At 62.6% G+C, this 17763-nt stretch carries 19 protein-coding genes; 14 read left to right on the top strand and 5 right to left on the bottom strand.

Features of this window, described 5'->3' with window-relative positions:
* Window positions 1-57: 57 nt before the first annotated feature.
* Window positions 58-837, bottom strand: a complete 780-nt coding sequence (gene yaaA / locus FB481_RS13420) for a peroxide stress protein YaaA (RefSeq protein WP_093505836.1) — start codon at window positions 835-837, stop codon at window positions 58-60.
* A gap of 386 nt (window positions 838-1223) precedes the next feature.
* Between yaaA and FB481_RS13415 the strand changes: the two genes are divergently transcribed.
* From FB481_RS13415 to moaE, 4 genes are all read left to right on the top strand, one after another.
* A complete protein-coding gene (locus tag FB481_RS13415; RefSeq protein ID WP_027905963.1) occupies window positions 1224-2615 on the top strand; it encodes a PhoH family protein in 1392 nt (463 codons plus the stop codon).
* 111 nt (window positions 2616-2726) lie between these two features.
* Window positions 2727-3206 (top strand): cyclic pyranopterin monophosphate synthase MoaC, encoded by a 480-nt coding sequence (gene moaC / locus FB481_RS13410; RefSeq protein WP_147176727.1) that lies wholly within the window; start codon window positions 2727-2729, stop codon window positions 3204-3206.
* A complete protein-coding gene (locus FB481_RS13405; RefSeq protein WP_147176726.1) occupies window positions 3203-3445 on the top strand; it encodes a MoaD/ThiS family protein in 243 nt (80 codons plus the stop codon). Before moaC ends, FB481_RS13405 begins: the two co-directional genes overlap by 4 nt.
* Before the next feature lies 1 nt (window position 3446).
* Window positions 3447-3905 carry a molybdopterin synthase catalytic subunit MoaE gene (gene moaE / locus FB481_RS13400; protein ID WP_147176725.1) on the top strand — a complete coding sequence of 153 codons (459 nt, stop codon included), beginning with the start codon at window positions 3447-3449 and terminating at the stop codon, window positions 3903-3905.
* A gap of 7 nt (window positions 3906-3912) precedes the next feature.
* On the opposite strand, the gene FB481_RS23200 is transcribed toward moaE, so the two are convergent.
* Window positions 3913-4077: a hypothetical protein gene (locus FB481_RS23200; RefSeq protein ID WP_167363165.1), complete on the bottom strand. Its 165-nt coding sequence runs from the start codon at window positions 4075-4077 to the stop codon at window positions 3913-3915.
* Between the two features lie 236 nt (window positions 4078-4313).
* Here FB481_RS23200 and purT point away from each other — a divergent pair, with 236 nt between their 5' ends.
* Window positions 4314-5495, top strand: a complete 1182-nt coding sequence (gene purT, locus FB481_RS13395; protein ID WP_093505842.1) for a formate-dependent phosphoribosylglycinamide formyltransferase — start codon at window positions 4314-4316, stop codon at window positions 5493-5495.
* 538 nt (window positions 5496-6033) lie between these two features.
* Here the strand turns inward: purT and FB481_RS13390 are convergent.
* Both FB481_RS13390 and FB481_RS13385 read right to left on the bottom strand, forming a co-directional pair.
* On the bottom strand, window positions 6034-7287 hold the full coding sequence (locus tag FB481_RS13390) for an HlyC/CorC family transporter (RefSeq protein WP_093505845.1): 1254 nt from the start codon (window positions 7285-7287) through the stop codon (window positions 6034-6036).
* A gap of 3 nt (window positions 7288-7290) precedes the next feature.
* On the bottom strand, window positions 7291-8091 hold the full coding sequence (locus FB481_RS13385; protein ID WP_013790150.1) for an inner membrane protein YpjD: 801 nt from the start codon (window positions 8089-8091) through the stop codon (window positions 7291-7293).
* 193 nt (window positions 8092-8284) lie between these two features.
* On the opposite strand from FB481_RS13385, the gene ffh reads away from it, so the two are divergent.
* The 9 genes from ffh (at window position 8285) to thrC (ending at window position 16587) form a co-directional block, all read left to right on the top strand.
* Complete coding sequence (gene ffh, locus FB481_RS13380; protein WP_093505847.1) at window positions 8285-9661, top strand: signal recognition particle protein; 1377 nt, start codon at window positions 8285-8287, stop codon at window positions 9659-9661.
* 143 nt (window positions 9662-9804) lie between these two features.
* On the top strand, window positions 9805-10056 hold the full coding sequence (rpsP, locus tag FB481_RS13375; protein WP_009403592.1) for a 30S ribosomal protein S16: 252 nt from the start codon (window positions 9805-9807) through the stop codon (window positions 10054-10056).
* 9 nt (window positions 10057-10065) lie between these two features.
* Complete coding sequence (gene rimM, locus FB481_RS13370; protein WP_093505849.1) at window positions 10066-10602, top strand: ribosome maturation factor RimM; 537 nt, start codon at window positions 10066-10068, stop codon at window positions 10600-10602.
* Window positions 10603-10606: 4 nt separating this feature from the next.
* On the top strand, window positions 10607-11359 hold the full coding sequence (gene trmD / locus FB481_RS13365) for a tRNA (guanosine(37)-N1)-methyltransferase TrmD (protein WP_093505851.1): 753 nt from the start codon (window positions 10607-10609) through the stop codon (window positions 11357-11359).
* 40 nt (window positions 11360-11399) lie between these two features.
* Window positions 11400-11750, top strand: coding sequence for a 50S ribosomal protein L19 (gene rplS, locus FB481_RS13360; RefSeq protein WP_013790154.1), 351 nt, complete (start codon window positions 11400-11402; stop codon window positions 11748-11750).
* 217 nt (window positions 11751-11967) lie between these two features.
* The gene (gene xerD / locus FB481_RS13355; RefSeq protein WP_147176724.1) at window positions 11968-12864 is read left to right on the top strand and encodes a site-specific tyrosine recombinase XerD; all 897 of its coding nucleotides are present in this window, start codon (window positions 11968-11970) and stop codon (window positions 12862-12864) included.
* 108 nt (window positions 12865-12972) lie between these two features.
* The gene (locus FB481_RS13350; RefSeq protein ID WP_147176723.1) at window positions 12973-13698 is read left to right on the top strand and encodes a DsbC family protein; all 726 of its coding nucleotides are present in this window, start codon (window positions 12973-12975) and stop codon (window positions 13696-13698) included.
* A gap of 114 nt (window positions 13699-13812) precedes the next feature.
* Window positions 13813-15117, top strand: a complete 1305-nt coding sequence (locus FB481_RS13345; RefSeq protein WP_093505858.1) for a homoserine dehydrogenase — start codon at window positions 13813-13815, stop codon at window positions 15115-15117.
* 60 nt (window positions 15118-15177) lie between these two features.
* On the top strand, window positions 15178-16587 hold the full coding sequence (gene thrC, locus FB481_RS13340; RefSeq protein WP_147176722.1) for a threonine synthase: 1410 nt from the start codon (window positions 15178-15180) through the stop codon (window positions 16585-16587).
* Window positions 16588-16783: 196 nt separating this feature from the next.
* On the opposite strand, the gene FB481_RS13335 is transcribed toward thrC, so the two are convergent.
* On the bottom strand, window positions 16784-17506 hold the full coding sequence (locus tag FB481_RS13335; RefSeq protein WP_093505862.1) for an endonuclease: 723 nt from the start codon (window positions 17504-17506) through the stop codon (window positions 16784-16786).
* Window positions 17507-17763 lie beyond the last annotated feature (257 nt).

Here is a 17763-nt window from a genome sequence, read left to right as displayed (position 1 = left end):
GTTTCGCCAGGGGCTGTTTCTCGCCGCCATGCAACTCATGCTGAAGCGCCTGGGCCTTCACTCCGGCGCGTGGTCGCGCAGGAACACCAGCTTGTCGGCGCTCGAATCCTTTGCCGAGAAGCGGTAGCCCTGGTCGTTGAAATCCTTGAGGTGCTTTGGATCGGTCACGCGTTCCTTGATCACGTGGCGGGCCATCAGACCGCGGGCTTTCTTGGCGTAGAAGCTGATGATCTTGTACTGACCGTTCTTCAGGTCCTTGAATTCGGTGTCGAGGATTCGCGCTTTCAGCACCTTGCGCTTGACCGCCCCGAAGTATTCATTGGATGCCAGGTTGAGCAGCACGTCGTCGCCCTGGGCGGCCAGCGCCTGATTCAGCCATTCGCTGATGGGCTCGCCCCAAAACGCGTAGAGGTCCTTGCCGCGGGCGTTGGCCAGCTTGGTACCCATTTCCAGGCGGTAGGGCATCATCAGGTCCAGCGGGCGCAGCAGCCCGTACAGGCCGGAGAGCATGCGCAAGTGCTGCTGGGCGAAATCGAAGTCGGCCTCGCTGAAGCTTTCCGCGTCCAGCCCGGTGTACACGTCGCCCTTGAAGGCCAGCAGCGCCTGCTTGGCGTTCTCTGGCGTGAAGTCCGGCGTCCAGCTGCCGAAGCGCGCTGCGTTGAGGCCGGCCAGTTTGTCGGAGAGGTGCATCAACTCGGCGATCTGCGCCGGCGTGAAGTCGCGCAGCTGGGTGACCAGTTCCTGAGAATGGTCGAGAAATTCGGGCTGGGTAAAGCGCGAAGTGACCGGTGCGCTTTCGTAGTCCAGGGTCTTGGCGGGGGAAATCACCATCAGCATGAGTCGTCTCCTTCGGCGGAGCGGCGATTCTAGCCGATTCGGCAGGGCCCGCGTGGAGCAAGGCAGCAGGCTGGACTCATGACTCTAGTGGGCGATAAGTGCCGCTGCCAAGGTCATTCGTCCAACCGACAAATAAAAATAAAAAAACTGAAAAGATCATTTGCCTGTCACATTTTTTGGAGTATCAACGAACTGTGGTTTGCGACGAACCGGGCATGAAGGCCGGCCCATGCAGACCACGCCTTGAAAGACCGCCGAACCCTGCAGACAGGTGGCGGCCCTCGGCCCTCATCCGTTTGCGGCGCTCCTGATCGGGAGTCGGTGGTCCTGTGTGGCGGAGCGCCGTCCTGGCATTCCGTCGCTGGATCCGACAAGAGGTGACGAGTATGGATGACCACGGACGCATCAAGCCCACCGCCCCAACCTTGTACGCCCTCGACACCAATGTCCTGATTCACGATCCCAACGCGCTGCTCAATTTCCAGGAACACCACGTCGCCATCCCGATGACGGTGCTGGAGGAACTCGACAAGCTGAAAACCGGCAAACAGGGCGTCGCCGCCGAATGCCGGCAAGCCATCCGCCTGATCGACAAGATTCTCGATGGCGCCACCCCCGAGGAGGTCGAGCACGGGGTGCCGATCCAGCGCGACAAGAGCGGCCCCTGCGGTTTTCTGTCGATTCTTATGAGCAAGAGTGCGGCGCCGGTCACTTGGCTGCCGGAAGACCTCAACGACAACAAGATCATCAACCAGCTGGTGGAGCTGAAGTCGCGGCGCCCAGGCATGTCCGTGGTGCTAGTGACCAAGGACATCAACATGCGCCTGAAGGCGCGTGGCTGCGGGCTGGATTCCGAGGATTACCACACCGACCAACTGGTCGACGACATCTCGCTGCTGTCCAAGGGTTACCACGACGTCGAAGGTGCCTTCTGGGATCGCGTGGCCAAGGTCGATACCCGTCAGGGCCATGGTCGTACCTGGCACCGCGTGCAGCTCAGCGAAGACTTGCCGGCGGTCAACGTCAATGAATTCATTATCGACGAGCAGGGCTTCGTCGGTTGGGTCAAGGAGGTCGAGGGCAACGAGCTGCTGATTCTCGATCTGCACCAGGAGCCGCTGCTGCATCAGGAAGCCTGGGGGCTCAAACCGAGGGACATCCACCAGGCGCTGGCACTCTACGCGCTGCTCGACCCGGACATTCACCTGGTCAACCTGACCGGCGCCGCCGGCTCGGGCAAGACCATCCTGGCGCTGGCGGCGGCCATCGAACAGACCATGGTCAGCAAGCGCTACCGGCGCATCATCGCCACTCGCAGCGTGCAGGGTCTTGATCAGGAAATCGGCTTCCTGCCCGGCACCGAGGCCGAGAAGATGGAACCCTGGCTGGGCGCCATCACCGACAACCTCGAAGCCCTGCACATGGACGACGAAAACACCCACGGCAGCGTCGACTACATCCTGCAGAAGGTGCCCCTGCAGTTCAAATCCCTGAACTACATTCGCGGGCGCAGCTTCCAGCAGAGTCTGATCCTTATCGACGAATGCCAGAACCTCACCCCGCACCAGATGAAGACCATCATCACCCGTGCCGGCAACGGCTCCAAGGTGATCTGTCTGGGCAACCTGGCGCAGATCGATACGCCGTACCTTTCAGCGCCCAGCTCGGGGCTGACCTACCTCACCGAGCGCTTCAAGGGCTTCGAGCACGGCGTGCACATCACCCTGCAGGGCGTGCCGCGCTCGATCCTCGCCGAGTACGCCGAAAGCCACATGTAACCCTTCGCCCCGGAGCCGCCTGGCGGCTCCGGGCATTCATTGCGGCGCCCATGGTTTGCAGGGGGCGGTGCGGGGCCTACAATCGCCAGGTTTTCTACTTGGAGATTGCCCGTGCTGACCCATCTCGACTCCCAGGGACGCGCCAATATGGTCGACGTCAGCGACAAGGCGCAGACCGTGCGTGAAGCCGTGGCTGAGGCCCGGGTGCGCATGCTGCCCACCACGTTGCAGATGATCGTCGACGGCGATCATCCCAAGGGCGACGTATTCGCTGTGGCGCGCATCGCCGGCATCCAGGCGGCGAAAAAGACCTCCGATCTGATTCCCCTTTGTCATCCGCTGATGCTCACCAGCGTCAAGGTCGAGCTGCAGGCCGATGGCGACGATGCGGTGCTAATCCATGCACGCTGCAAGCTCACGGGCCAGACCGGCGTGGAGATGGAAGCGCTGACCGCTGCCAGTGTCGCGGCACTGACCATTTATGACATGTGCAAGGCGGTGGATCGCGGCATGACCATCGAGCAGGTGCGCCTTCTGGAAAAGCTTGGCGGCAAGAGCGGCCACTTCCTGGCAGGCGAGGGCGAGCGATGATCCGCGTGCAGTATTTCGCCCGTTACCGCGAAACCCTGGGTCTGGAGGCCGAGGAGCTGCCAGGCAGCTTCGCCACCCTCGACGAGCTGCGCCTGCACCTGCTGGCCCGCGGTGGCGCCTGGGAGGTGCTCGCCGAGCGCGGCCTGATGTGCGCCCGCAACGAAGAGCTCTGCGCGTTGAGTGAGGCGCTGGTCGATGGTGATGCGGTGGCGTTCTTCCCGACGGTCACCGGAGGCTGAGATGGGCATTCGCGTTCAACAGGCCGTCTTCGATCCGGGGCAGGAAACCAACGCCGTGCATGCCGCCAATACCGGCGTTGGCGCGGTGGCGTGCTTTGTCGGCTACGTACGTGATTTCAATGATGGCCAGGACGTGGCAGGGATGTTTCTCGAACACTTTCCGGGCATGACCGAAAAGGCCCTGTCGGGCATCGAGGCCCAGGCCCGCGAGCGCTGGCCGTTGCTGGGGGTCGAGGTGATTCACCGCGTCGGGCGGCTGGAGCCGGGCGAGCCAATCGTGTTCGTCGGCGTGGCCAGCGCTCACCGCCAGGCGGCCTTTCAGGCCTGCGAGTTCATCATGGATTACCTGAAAACCTGTGCCCCGTTCTGGAAAAAGGAGGATACCCCCAGCGGCCCGCGCTGGGTCGAGGGCCGCGAGAGCGACCAGGCATCCGCCCGGCGTTGGCAGGCCGAAAGCTGAAAGCGGCTCAGCCGAACTCGATGAATACCTTGAAGTACAGTGGCGCGAACATCGACAGCGCGCCCAGGCCGGTCAGCCAGATGCCCCATTCCTGTTCGCGGTTATTGAAGCCGATACCCAGCAGCAGAAAGCCGCTGATCAGCAGGACGATCATGATGTGAAAAGCGTCCATGGCGAAGCCTCCTCGCAAGTGTCGCGTGCCATGAGCTGCGCCGCTGCCGTGCGGCGGCCTACATATTCAGCGTAGTCGAGGGTGCGTGTGGTGGGGCTGATTCAGGGCAATTCGTGGCATCAATAATGCGCAGCCTGCGCCGCGATAAAAAGCACGTTCGCCGATTTTGGTCGCCGTCGCGGCCGGGCGTGATTAAAATCGCCGACTGAATTCTCCTGCTACCCAAGGATGCTGTTATGCCCCGTATCGGAACCCCCCTGTCGCCCAGCGCGACCCGCGTGTTGCTGTGTGGCTCGGGCGAGCTCGGCAAGGAAGTGGTCATCGAACTGCAGCGACTAGGCGTGGAAGTGATCGCCGTCGATCGCTACGCCAACGCGCCGGCCATGCAGGTGGCGCATCGCAGCCACGTGATCAACATGCTCGACGGCGCCGCGCTGCGTGCAGTGATCGAGCAGGAGAAGCCGCACTACATCGTGCCGGAGATCGAGGCGATCGCCACCGCCACGCTGGTCGAGCTGGAAAACGAAGGCTACACCGTGATCCCCAGCGCCCGCGCCGCGCAGCTGACCATGAACCGGGAAGGCATCCGTCGCCTGGCCGCCGAAGAACTCGGCCTGCCGACCTCGCCCTATAAGTTCGCGGACTCCTTCGAGGAGTTCCAGGCAGCGGTGAGCGCCATTGGCTTCCCGTGCGTGGTCAAGCCGATCATGAGCTCGTCCGGCAAGGGCCAGTCGGTGCTCAAGGGCGCCGATGACGTACAGAAAGCCTGGGACTACGCCCAGGCCGGTGGCCGTGCCGGCAAGGGCCGGGTGATCGTCGAAGGTTTCATCGACTTCGACTACGAAATCACCCTGCTGACAGTGCGCCACGTCGGCGGCACCACCTTCTGCGCGCCTGTCGGCCATCGTCAGGAAAAGGGCGATTACCAAGAGTCCTGGCAGCCTCAGGCGATGAGCGAGGCCGCCCGTGCCGAGGCCGAGCGTATCGCTCTGGCCGTTACTGGCTCGCTGGGTGGTCGCGGCCTGTTTGGCGTCGAGCTGTTCGTCAAGGGCGATCAGGTGTGGTTCTGCGAGATCTCGCCGCGCCCGCACGACACCGGCCTGGTCACCCTGATCTCTCAGGATCTGTCCGAATTCGCCCTGCATGCCCGCGCCATTCTCGGCCTGCCGATCCCGGCGATCCGCCAGTTCGGCCCGTCCGCCTCGGCAGTGATTCTGGTCGAAGGCGAGTCCAAGCAGGTCAGCTTCGGCAGCCTCGGCGCCGCGCTCACCGAGCCGGATACCGCCCTGCGTCTGTTCGGCAAGCCGGAAGTCAGCGGCCAGCGCCGCATGGGCGTTGCACTGGCGCGCGACGAGTCGCTGGACGCAGCCCGCGCCAAGGCGCTGCGGTCGGCACAGGCGGTCAAGGTCGAGCTGTAACGCGCGAGCTTTTTCGCTAGCGCAACGGCCGCAAAGTGGCGGGAGCGGTCGGTCGGCCGCTTTGCTCTTTGGTGCTCCTCATGCCACAAAATTGGCAGGCGACACAAATCGCCCCTTCAGGAGGCCGAGCGGAATCGTTGTGGAGAGGGTTGAGCGGCATGGATGCCGCGAGAGCCGCGATGGGCCAGGGATGGCCCTTCGCGGCGGGCCCTCGGAACAACGATGAAACGAGGGAGCCCCAGCGAAGCTCGGGCCGTATGTCGGGGCTAGACCTTTTGGTTTCTTTTGGGGCGATGCCAAAAGAAACCCGCTCGTCAGAGCGGAACCGGACGTATGAGCAACGCGATAATGCTGGCAAACCATAGCTCACGCATCGCATGTGAGGCGTAAAGAGCTCGCGGCTAAAGCTGCTCCTACGCAACCGCCGAGTGTCCGCTTTTGCCTTCTTCCAGACGTCTTGCGAGGAATGCGAGCTCTCGGTTACGGGCGGCAGTGAACAGTTTCTTGGCACCAGCGGCGTCGTGCTGCTGGTCATGCATCAGTGCTGTTGGGCCTCCCAGGCCCGCACTTCCAGCACGCGGCTGCCGCTGGACTGGACGATCTCCAGCCGGTAGCGACTCACCTGCATACAAACCGCGCAGTCAGGAATGTTTTCCAGCACTTCGGTCACCAGGCCGTTGACCGTCTTCGGTCCATCGACCGGTAGGTGCCAGCCTAGTGCCCGGTTCACTTCACGCAGATAGGCGCTGCCCTGGATCGACCAGGTGCCGTCGCCCAGCGGATAAAATTCGCGTGGGTGTGCGGTTTCCACCGAACTCAGGTCGCCGACGATCTCTTCGAGAATGTCTTCGACGGTGACGATGCCCATGGCCTCGCCGTATTCGTCGACCACTACGGCAGTGCGGTACTTGTGCTGCTGGAAGTTGACCAGCTGGTTCGCCAGCGTGGTGCCTTCGGGCACGAAGTACGCGGCGTCGCAGGCCTGCAGCAAGGCCGCTTCATCCAGCTCGCTACACCCGGCCAGGCGGCGCATGTGCAAGATGCCTTCGGTCTGGTTGAGGCCGTTGCGGTACACCGGCAGACGAGTGTGCGAGGCGCTGCGAATCTGCTCGAGCAGCGGCGTGCTGCCCTGCAGATCGATGCCGGTGACCTCGTGGCGCGGAATCATCACGTCCTCGACGCTGACCTTGTCCAGCTCCAGCACGCCCAGCAGCATGGCGCGTCGCTCGGCGGGCAGCGGCAGGTCGTCGGCCTGCAGCGCGTCGCGCAGCTCGGTGAGGCTCGGTGCATCATCGGGTGCGGCGCTCTGATCTGCCTTGCCTATTCGCCGGCGCAGACCCTGGCCGATGGTCATCAGCAGGTGGGTGAACGGGGACAGCGCCAGGCTGACCAGGGTCAGCGGATAGCTTGCTGGGTAGGCGAACAGCGGCGGCGGCAGGATGGCCAGCAGGCGACCGAACGGATGGGCCAGCATCAGCACGGCCAGCGTCAGAACGAACGGCGATGGCGCCAGATTACCGGGCGCACCGTGGCGCAAGGCCAGCAAGGTGGCAGCGACCGAGGCGGCCATGGTGCTGCAAATGGTGCCGATGCGCAGGGTCGCCGACAGCCGTTGTGGCTGGTCGAGCAGGGCGATCAGCCGGGCAGCGGCGCGATGGCCCTGGCGCGCCCGGTAGCGCAGCCGATAGCGGTTGAGACCGAATAGCACGGTACGTGCGCAGATGAAAAAGGTCGCGCAGGCCAGCAGGGTGAGCAGCAGGGCGAGCTGGAAAAGCGGTGAGGGTGTGTTCACGGCTCAGATGTGCAGGATGAATTCACGAACCAGCTTGCTGCCGAAGAAGGCCAGCATCAGCAGACAGAAACCGGCCAGCGTCCAGCGGATCGCCTTGTGGCCGCGCCAGCCGAGCTGGTGGCGGCCCCAAAGCAGTACAGCGAACACTACCCAGGCGAAGCACGACAGGATGGTCTTGTGCACCAGGTGCTGAGTGAACAGGTTGTCGATGAACACCGCGCCGGAGAGCAGCGACAGTGACAGCAGCGCCCAGCCGCTCCACAGGAAGCCGAACAGCAGGCTTTCCATGGTCTGCAGGGGTGGGAAGTTGCGGATCAGCCCGGAGGGATGCTTGTTCTTGAGCTGCCGGTCCTGCACCAGTAGCAATAGCGACTGGAACATGGCGATGGTCAACAGGCCGTAGGCCACGATGGACAGCAGAATGTGGGCGAGTATGCCAGGGCCTTCCTCGATCGGCTGGCTGGTGCCGCTGGGCATGAACTGCGCGCACAGCACCGTCAGCCCGCCGAGCGGAAACAGGAACAGCAGCAGGTTGTGCACCGGCATGCGCTGGCAGGCCAGCAGGATCAGCGCAATCACCGTAAAGGCGATCAGACTGGAGGAATTGAAGAAGTCCAGGTTCAGGCCGGCGACATCGTGCATCTGCATGTACAGGCTGCCACCGTGAAACAGCAGGGCGATCACGCCCACCAGCAGCAACACGGGTTGGCTGGGCTGGCTGCGGCGGGCCAGATGCAGGCCTTGATAGCAGGCAGCGCCAAAGTAGAGAACGGCGGCGGCGAGGCTGGGTAACAGAGGGTGCATAGATAGGCGATGACAGGGCCGGAAAGGCGCTGAGTGTGGCACACAACCGTTGTCGCAAAAAGACTGCAAGCGGTATCCGCTCTCATATGTCGCAGGCGCACCGACAAACAAGCCTCGAAAGCGTCGCGGTCTTCGTTATAATCCGCCGTTTGCTGCCAGCCCATCCCGGCCAGACGGCCCGAAAGGAACGCGCATGTTCGAAAATTTAACCGATCGCCTCTCGCAGACTCTGCGCAGCGTCACTGGCAAGGCCAAGCTGACCGAGGACAACATCAAGGACACCCTGCGCGAAGTGCGCATGGCGTTGCTCGAGGCCGACGTGGCGCTGCCCGTGGTCAAGGATTTCGTTGCTCGCGTCAAGGAGCGCGCGGTCGGCACCGAGGTGTCCAAGAGCCTGACTCCGGGCCAGGCGTTCGTGAAGATCGTGCGCCTGGAGCTGGAAAGCCTCATGGGCGCCGCCAACGAAGACCTCGACCTGAGCACCACGCCGCCGGCGGTGGTGCTGATGGCCGGTCTGCAAGGTGCTGGTAAGACCACCACCGTGGGCAAGCTGGCGCGCCTGCTCAAGGAGCGCAAGAAGAAGAGCGTGATGGTGGTGTCGGCGGACGTCTACCGTCCGGCGGCCATCAAGCAGCTGGAAACCCTGGCCAATGACCTGGGCGTGACCTTCTTCCCTTCCGACATTACCCAGAAGCCGGTGGCCATCGCCGAAGCGGCGATCCGTGAGGCCAAGCTCAAGTACATCGACGTGGTGCTGGTCGACACCGCCGGTCGTCTGGCCGTCGATGCCGAGATGATGGCCGAGATCCAGGCGCTGCATGCCGCGGTCAATCCGGTGGAGACCCTGTTCGTGGTCGACGCCATGACCGGTCAGGACGCCGCCAACACCGCCAAGGCCTTCAACGATGCGCTGCCGCTTACCGGCGTGGTGCTCACCAAGGTCGACGGTGACGCCCGTGGCGGTGCCGCGCTATCGGTGCGCGCCATCACTGGCAAGCCGATCAAGTTCATCGGTATGGGCGAGAAGAGTGAAGCGCTCGAGCCGTTCCACCCCGAGCGAATTGCCTCGCGCATCCTCGGCATGGGCGATGTGCTCAGCCTGATCGAACAGGCCGAGCAGACCCTCGACCGCGAGAAGGCCGAGAAGCTCACCAAGAAGCTCAAGAAGGGCAAGGGTTTCGACCTCGAGGACTTCCGCGACCAGCTCGTGCAGATGAAAAGTATGGGCGGCCTCGGCGGCCTGATGGACAAGCTGCCGCAGATGGGTGGCGTCAACCTGGCGCAGATGGGCAATGCCCAGGGCGCGGCAGAAAAGCAGTTCAAGCAGATGGAGGCGATCATCAACTCGATGACGCCTGCCGAGCGCCGCGACCCCGACATCATCAGCGGCTCGCGCAAGCGCCGCATCGCCATGGGTTCTGGCACTCAGGTGCAGGACATCGGTCGGCTGATCAAGCAGCACAAGCAGATGCAGAAGATGATGAAGAAATTCAGTGCCAAAGGCGGCATGGCCAAGATGATGCGCGGCATGGGCAGCATGATGCCTGGCGGCGGCATGCCGAAGTTCTGATGGCTCTGGCAGGCCGCCTGGCGGCCTGTGGAAAAAGAGATTTGCAAACAGCCGCATAATCCTTAGAATATGCGGCCTTTCGGGCCTAGGCCCATTTTTGATGTGTGCCTCAAGTTAGCACCGACTACAGGAACGATGTTCACATGGTAACTATTCGTCTCGCTCGCGGCGGCTCCAAAAAGCGCCCCTTCTACCACCTCACCGTGACCAACAGCCGCAATGCGCGCGACGGTCGCTTCGTAGAGCGTATCGGTTTCTTCAATCCGATCGCCTCGGGTGCTGAAGTCAAGCTGTCCGTGAATCAAGAGCGCGCTACTTACTGGCTGAGCCAGGGCGCCCAGCCGTCTGAGCGCGTTGCTCAGCTGCTGAAAGAAGCTGCCAAGGCTGCTGCCTAAGCACTTCTTATGAGCACGACGCCGGCCCCCGCCGAGGATCTTCTGGTTCTTGGCAAGATAGTCTCGGTGCATGGCGTCAAGGGTGAGATAAAGGTGTATTCCTTTACCGATCCCCTGGATAACGTGCTCGATTACCCTCGCTGGACGCTGCGGCGCGATGGCGAGGTGAAACAGGTTGAACTGGCTGGTGGACGCTTGCAGGGCAAGGTTCTGGTTGCCAGGCTCAAAGGGCTCGAGGATCGTGAAGTGGCGCGTACCTACGCGGGCTTCGAGATCTGCGTACCCAGGAGCCAGCTGCCGGAGCTCGATGACGGCGAGTTCTACTGGTATCAGCTGGAAGGTCTGAAGGTCATCGATCAGGCGGGGCAACTGCTCGGCAAGGTCGATCATCTGTTCGAGACCGGTGCCAATGACGTGATGGTGGTCAAGCCCTGCGCTGACAGTCTCGATGATCGTGAGCGTTTGCTGCCGTATACGCAGCAGTGCGTGTTGTCGATCAATCTCGAAGCTGGCGAGATGCAGGTCGAGTGGGACGCGGATTTCTGACGCCATGCCGAGCTTGCGCGTCGATGTGATTACGCTGTTCCCGGAAATGTTCGCCGCCATCAGCGATTACGGCATCACCAGTCGTGCGGTAAAGCAGGAGCTGTTGCAGCTGACCTGCTGGAATCCGCGCAGCTATACCACGGATCGTCATCACACCGTTGACGACCGCCCCTTCGGTGGTGGTCCCGGCATGGTGATGAAGATCAAGCCGCTGGAAGATGCTCTGGTTGATGCCAGGCAGGCCAGCGACGTACCGGCGAAGGTGATTTATCTCTCGCCGCAGGGCCGCAAGCTGACGCAGGCGGCGGTACGCGAGCTGGCGAAAGAGGAGCGTTTGATTCTCATTGCTGGCCGCTACGAAGGCATCGACGAACGTTTCATCGAAACCCACGTCGATGAGGAATGGTCGATCGGCGACTACGTCCTGTCCGGCGGTGAGCTGCCGGCCATGGTGCTGATCGATGCGGTAACGCGCCTATTGCCTGGTGCATTAGGTCATGCAGATTCGGCCGAGGAAGACTCCTTCACGGATGGCTTGCTCGACTGCCCGCACTACACCCGTCCGGAGGTGTATGCGGATAAACGTGTTCCGCAGGTGCTGCTTGGCGGCAACCACGAACACATCCGGCGCTGGCGTTTGCAGCAGTCCCTGGGGCGCACCTGGGAACGCCGTGTCGATCTTCTGGATAGCCGCTCGCTTTCTGGAGAAGAGAAGAAGCTGCTGGAGGAATACATCCGCCAGCGGGACGATAACTAATATCGATGGCCGGCCTGACGGCCCGTCTTAGGAGCGCAGCATGACCAACAAAATCATTCAGCAACTCGAAGCTGAGCAGATGAGCAAAGAGATCCCGACCTTTGCCCCGGGCGACACCGTAGTCGTTCAGGTGAAAGTAAAGGAAGGTGACCGCCAGCGTCTGCAGGCGTTCGAGGGTGTGGTAATCGCCAAGCGTAACCGTGGTCTGAACAGCGCCTTCACCGTGCGCAAGATCTCCAGCGGCGTTGGCGTTGAGCGTACTTTCCAGACCTACAGCCCGCTGGTCGACAGCCTGGCCGTCAAGCGTCGCGGTGATGTTCGCAAGGCCAAGCTGTACTATCTCCGCGACCTGTCCGGCAAGGCAGCGCGCATCAAGGAAAAACTGGTTTAATCCAGCTTTCCCCCTCGAAAAAAGCAGCCTCGGCTGCTTTTTTCGTTTCTGGCGTTTGGTAGGCTGGCAGCCGTTTCGCAAGCCACCTGTGGGAGCGGGCGGGGCGCCTAGCCCATGTGCGCGAAATCGCGGGCACGGCCCGCTCCCACAAAAGCAGTGCAGTATCTGCTTTTGATTGTGTTGATAATGAATTCTTTGCGTAGTGCAGATCTGATCCATGTCCGCTGTCGACCATCCATTGATCGAGCGTTTCATCGAGGCATTGTGGCTGGAGAAGGGCTTGTCCGCCCATACCCAGTCGGCCTATCGCAGTGATTTGGCGCTGCTCAACGGCTGGCTGCAGGCCCGCGACGTCGAGCTGCAGGCGGTGGGCCGCGAGGTGCTGCTCGATCATCTGGCCTGGCGCATGAATGAAGGCTACAAGGCGCGCTCCACGGCGCGGCTGATTTCCGGCATGCGCGGCTTCTACCGCTTCCTGCTGCGCGAAGGGATCATCAATGCCGATCCCACGCTGCAGATCGACATGCCGCAGCTTGGCCGGCCGCTGCCCAAGTCGCTATCGGAGGCGGATGTCGAGGCGCTGCTGGCCGCGCCGGATCTGGATGATCCCGTCGGCCTGCGTGATCGCGCCATGCTCGAGGTGCTGTATGCCTGTGGTCTGCGGGTCAGCGAGCTGGTCGGGCTGACGCTCGAGCAGGTCAATCTGCGCCAGGGCGTGCTGCGGGTGTTCGGCAAGGGCAGCAAGGAGCGCCTGGTGCCCATGGGCGAGGAAGCCATCGGTTGGGTCGAGCGCTATTGTCGCGAGGCGCGGCCTGCGCTGCTGGCTGGTCGCCCCGCGGACGTGCTGTTCCCTAGTCTGCGTGGTGAGCAGATGACCCGGCAAACCTTCTGGCACCGCATCAAGCATCAGGCCCAGGTGGCGGGCATCAGCAAGTCGCTGTCGCCGCACACCCTGCGCCACGCGTTCGCCACCCATTTGCTCAATCACGGCGCGGATTTGCGCGTAGTGCAGATGCTGCTGGGCCACAGTGATCTGTCCACCACGCAGATCTACACCCATATCGCCCGCGCCCGCTTGCAGGCATTGCATGCCCAGCACCATCCGCGTGGCTGAATCGGTTGTCGCCAGTTCGCGCTTTGCGTCTGCTGCCCGCAGCCTGGGGCCCTGGTTATGGTAGTCTCTGTCCTTTCCCTGTCACCCCGTCGCTCGATAGGAGTTTTCATGCGTGTGACCCGCATCGTCGCGGCCATGGCTCTCGGCCTGGTCAGCACCCTCGGCCATGCAGCCGACCCGGATCAGGCGATCCGCAAGAACCTGCTTTCCATCCAGCCCGATCTGCCGATCGAAACCATTGCCGAGAGCCCGATGCCCGGCGTTTATCAGGTTCAGCTCAAGGGTGGTCGCCAGCTTTACGCCAGTGCCGATGGGCAGTTCGTGATGCAGGGCTACCTGTTTCAGTTCAAGGATGGCCAGGCCATCAACCTGACCGAAGCAGAGGAAAGCAAGGCCATCGCCAAGCAGATCAACGGCATTCCGGCCAAGGACATGGTGGTGTTCGCGCCGAAAGAGCCGAAAACCCATATCACCGTATTTACCGACACCGACTGCGCCTATTGCCAGAAGCTGCACAGCGAAGTTGGCGAGCTGAACAAGCTTGGCGTCGAGGTGCGTTACCTGGCCTTCCCGCGTCAGGGGATGGGCAGCAAGGGTGCCAAGGATCTGGCTAGTGTGTGGTGTTCCAAGGACCGCCAGGCCGCGATGAACAAGGCCAAGGCGCGTGAGTCGATTCCCCAGGTCAGCTGCGACAATCCGGTAGCGCAGGAGTACCAGCTAGGGCAGGCGATCGGCGTCAACGGCACGCCGGCGATCATTCTTGAGAACGGCAAGATGATCCCCGGTTACCAGCCCGCCGCGCAGCTGGCGAAGCTGGCCCTGGAAGCCAAGTGATTCGAACTGGGGTAGTCGATTGACTATCCCTTGGCCGCTTCGTAATGTGCGGCTCTTTTTCCACGGCTGGCGCCCGCGTCGGCCGTTTTACGCAGTGCAGTTGGGGAGTCTAGTGTGAATCCGGTCAAAGTAGGCATCTGTGGGCTGGGTACCGTCGGTGGCGGTACCGTGAATGTGCTCAAGCGCAACGCCGAGGAAATCGCGCGTCGTGCCGGGCGTGGCATCGAGGTGGCGCAGATTGCCACCCGCACACCCAAGCCCCAGTACCAGTCGACCGGCATTACCATGACCGACGATGTCTTCGCGGTGGCCAGCAACCCCGAGATCGATATCGTCGTGGAGCTCATCGGCGGCTACAGCGTTGCCCGTGAGCTGGTCCTCAAGGCCATCGAGAATGGCAAGCACGTGGTCACCGCCAACAAGGCGCTGATCGCCGTGCATGGCAACGAGATCTTTGCTCGCGCCCGCGAGAAGGGCGTGATCGTCGCGTTCGAGGCGGCGGTGGCTGGTGGCATCCCCGTGATCAAGGCGATCCGCGAAGGCCTGTCGGCCAACCGTATCAACTGGCTGGCCGGTATCATCAACGGCACCGGCAACTTCATCCTCAGCGAGATGCGCGAGAAGGGGCGTACCTTCGAAGACGTGCTGGCCGAAGCCCAGGCCCTGGGTTACGCCGAAGCCGATCCGACCTTCGACGTCGAAGGCATCGACGCGGCCCACAAATTGACCATCCTGGCGTCCATCGCGTTCGGCATTCCGCTGCAGTTCGACAAGGCCTACACCGAAGGCATCACCAAGCTGACCACTGCCGACGTGAACTACGCCGAGGCGCTGGGCTATCGCATCAAGCACCTGGGTGTGGCGCGCCGTACCGACGCCGGCATCGAGCTGCGCGTGCACCCGACGCTGATCCCGGCCGACCGTCTGATCGCCAACGTCAATGGCGTGATGAACGCGGTGATGGTCAATGGTGACGCTGCTGGCAGCACCCTGTTCTACGGCGCGGGTGCTGGCATGGAAGCGACCGCTTCGGCCGTGGTGGCCGATCTGGTCGACGTGGTGCGTGCACTGACCACCGACCCGACCAACCGCGTGCCGCACCTGGCCTTCCAGCCGGATTCGTTGTCCGACCACCCGATCCTGTCGATCACCGCCTGCGAGAGCGCCTACTACCTGCGCATCCAGGCCAAGGATCGCCCGGGTGTGCTGGCCCAGGTGGCGAGTATCCTGTCGGAGCGCGGCATCAACATCGAATCGATCATGCAGAAGGAAGTCGAGGAGCAGGACGGCCTGGTGCCGATGATCCTGGTCACTCATCGCGTTGCCGAGCAGCGCATGAACGACGCCATTTCTGCCCTGGAAGCGCTGGCCGACGTCGTCGGCAACGTGGTGCGCATCCGCGTCGAACAACTCAGCTAATTTCGTCGCGCGCCGCGACCTGCTCGCGGCGCGACGCCCCAAACCGAAGGTTTGCAGACCATGCGCTATATCAGCACTCGCGGCCAGGCACCGGCCCTGAATTTCGAAGACGTCCTGCTGGCCGGCATGGCCACTGATGGCGGCCTGTACGTGCCGGAAAACCTGCCACGCTTCAGTCAGGAAGAGATCGCCTCCTGGGCGGGCCTGCCGTATCACGAGCTGGCCTTCCGGGTGATGCGCCCGTTCGTGACCGGCAGCATTCCGGATGCCGACTTCAAGAAGATCCTCGAAGACACCTACGGCGTGTTCGAGCACTCGGCCGTGGCGCCGCTGCGTCAGCTGGGTGGCAACGAGTGGGTGCTCGAGCTGTTCCATGGCCCGACCCTGGCGTTCAAGGATTTCGCTCTGCAGCTGCTCGGTCGCCTGCTCGACTACGTGCTGGCCAAGCGCAACGAGCGCGTGGTGATCATGGGTGCCACCAGTGGTGACACCGGCTCGGCTGCCATCGAAGGCTGCAAGGCTTGCGAGAACGTGGACATCTTCATCATGCACCCGCACAACCGGGTGTCCGAAGTGCAGCGCCGGCAGATGACCACCATTCTCGGCGACAACATCCACAACATCGCCATCGAGGGCAACTTCGACGACTGTCAGGAGATGGTCAAGGCCAGCTTCGCCGACCAGGGTTTCCTCAAGGGTACGCGCCTGGTGGCGGTCAACTCGATCAACTGGGCGCGGATCATGGCCCAGATCGTCTACTACTTCCACGCGGCCCTGCAGCTCGGCGGTCCGGCGCGTTCGGTGGCCTTCTCGGTGCCGACCGGCAACTTCGGCGACATCTTCGCCGGCTATCTCGCCCGCAACATGGGCCTGCCGGTCAGCCAGCTGATCGTCGCCACCAACCGCAACGACATCCTGCACCGCTTCATGAGCGGCAATCAGTACGCCAAGGGCGAGCTGTACCCGACCCTGTCGCCGTCGATGGACATCATGGTCTCGTCGAACTTCGAGCGTCTGCTGTTCGACCTGCACGGTCGCAACGGCCCGTCGATCGCCGCGCTGATGACCGAATTCCGCCAGACCGGCGGGTTCACCGTCGAAGACGACCGCTGGACCGAGGCGCGCAAGCTGTTCGATTCCCTCGCCGTGAGCGATGAGCAGACCTGCCAGACTATTGCTGAGGTATACGCCGCCACCGGTGAGCTGCTCGACCCGCACACCGCCATCGGTGTGCGTGCTGCTCGCGAGTGCCGTCGCAGCCTGTCGGTGCCGATGGTGGTGCTGGGCACGGCCCATCCGGTGAAGTTCCCGGAGGCCATCGAGAAGTCCGCCGTGGATCTGTCGCCAGCCTTGCCGGCGCACCTGGCCGATCTGTTCGAGCGCGAAGAGCGTTGCACCGTGCTTGCTAACGACTTGCCAACCGTGCAGCAATTCGTGGCGGCACATGGTAATCGCGGCAAGCCGCTGTAAGCGAAGGCGCTGCGAAGCGAAAGGCCTGTCACCGAGAGGTGCCGGCCTTTTGTGTTTGGGGAAGTGGTCGGGGATGCCTGGTTCATGCCCGCGATTCGCGCGCATGGCGCGCTCCCACAAAGGCTGGTCTGTAGCTATCGGGAAGTAGAGTGGGCTTTAGCCCACCAATCCACCAGAGCGCGTCTGCCTCCAGGCGCTACCGCCGATTGACCGCCGCAATTCGCGCCTGCTGGCAAAGTCGTTTATCCAATTGCCCGACATAGGGGTTGCCCCAGCCCATCACGCAGCCGACCAGTTGGTTGCGTTGGCGCTCCCACTGCTCGGCGGGATAGGTCTTGTTCCAGGCGTTGAACAGCTGGCGGTTCTGCTTGGATAGACGCAACTGGTAGCGGTCGCTCATGTACAGATAGGTGCGGGCGATCATGCCGCGTACCTGCTGGCGCGGCATCACCTTGCGCGCCTTGAAGTCGACTACCGTGGGGCAGGCGCCGTACTGGTTGGGCTTTTGCGGCAGCCAGCCGAAGTCATAGTTGCTGCGGTCGCCATTGACCTCACCAATCGCCGGCACCAGGTTGTGCAGGTCGGCTTCGGCGCGGCGGTAGACACTGTCGTTCTTGCTGCAGTTCTTGCGCCCGCCGTGCTGCCAGCATTGGCGCTGATGGCCGATCTGCCAGGCCGGGACGATATGTTCCCATTCGATGCGTGCCGCGCGGTTGGCATTCTTGCGTGGTGTGTAGCCGCAGCTTTTCAGATCCACGCGGTTGCCTTTGAAGCTGCAGCCGCAATAGAACTCCACCGACTGGCGCTCATAGAGCGTCCAGCCGATCTTCTTGGCTTGAGTGAAATTTTGCGGCGGGGCGGCTTGCAGTGAGGTGCAGAGGGTGAGGCACAGCAGGGTGAGAAGGCTGCGAAACGACATGCGGCTTTCCTAAAAAGTGCCGCATCATACCGGCTCATTGTGGTTTGCCAAGGCTGGCCCATTGATGGCGTCTATCTAGGATTCAAACCCTTCGCTATGCGACGCAGTCGGCGAATTTGTCCCATTTTCTCGGCTAAAGTTCTGCGGCTGACTCCCTCTTTCAGGCCATCGGTGCCTGGGCCCGCAAGACCCCGATCACAGCTCTCGAATAAATTACATGTGATGTATTGAGTTATCACATGTGATGTTCTAGGCTG

The organism is Pseudomonas sp. AG1028 (genome assembly GCF_007993955.1).
Taxonomy (GTDB): Bacteria; Pseudomonadota; Gammaproteobacteria; order Pseudomonadales; family Pseudomonadaceae; genus Aquipseudomonas; species Aquipseudomonas straminea.
This window is presented reverse-complemented; position numbering and strand designations above follow the sequence as displayed.

Coding starts and splice junctions, on each gene's coding strand:
- yaaA (WP_093505836.1), bottom strand. CDS start 837: ATGCTGATGGTGATTTCCCCCGCCAAGACCCTGGACTACGAAAGCGCA.
- FB481_RS13415 (WP_027905963.1), top strand. CDS start 1,224: ATGGATGACCACGGACGCATCAAGCCCACCGCCCCAACCTTGTACGCC.
- FB481_RS13405 (WP_147176726.1), top strand. CDS start 3,203: ATGATCCGCGTGCAGTATTTCGCCCGTTACCGCGAAACCCTGGGTCTG.
- moaE (WP_147176725.1), top strand. CDS start 3,447: ATGGGCATTCGCGTTCAACAGGCCGTCTTCGATCCGGGGCAGGAAACC.
- FB481_RS23200 (WP_167363165.1), bottom strand. CDS start 4,077: ATGGACGCTTTTCACATCATGATCGTCCTGCTGATCAGCGGCTTTCTG.
- purT (WP_093505842.1), top strand. CDS start 4,314: ATGCCCCGTATCGGAACCCCCCTGTCGCCCAGCGCGACCCGCGTGTTG.
- FB481_RS13385 (WP_013790150.1), bottom strand. CDS start 8,091: ATGCACCCTCTGTTACCCAGCCTCGCCGCCGCCGTTCTCTACTTTGGC.
- ffh (WP_093505847.1), top strand. CDS start 8,285: ATGTTCGAAAATTTAACCGATCGCCTCTCGCAGACTCTGCGCAGCGTC.
- rpsP (WP_009403592.1), top strand. CDS start 9,805: ATGGTAACTATTCGTCTCGCTCGCGGCGGCTCCAAAAAGCGCCCCTTC.
- rimM (WP_093505849.1), top strand. CDS start 10,066: ATGAGCACGACGCCGGCCCCCGCCGAGGATCTTCTGGTTCTTGGCAAG.
- trmD (WP_093505851.1), top strand. CDS start 10,607: ATGCCGAGCTTGCGCGTCGATGTGATTACGCTGTTCCCGGAAATGTTC.
- rplS (WP_013790154.1), top strand. CDS start 11,400: ATGACCAACAAAATCATTCAGCAACTCGAAGCTGAGCAGATGAGCAAA.
- xerD (WP_147176724.1), top strand. CDS start 11,968: ATGTCCGCTGTCGACCATCCATTGATCGAGCGTTTCATCGAGGCATTG.
- FB481_RS13350 (WP_147176723.1), top strand. CDS start 12,973: ATGCGTGTGACCCGCATCGTCGCGGCCATGGCTCTCGGCCTGGTCAGC.
- thrC (WP_147176722.1), top strand. CDS start 15,178: ATGCGCTATATCAGCACTCGCGGCCAGGCACCGGCCCTGAATTTCGAA.
- FB481_RS13335 (WP_093505862.1), bottom strand. CDS start 17,506: ATGTCGTTTCGCAGCCTTCTCACCCTGCTGTGCCTCACCCTCTGCACC.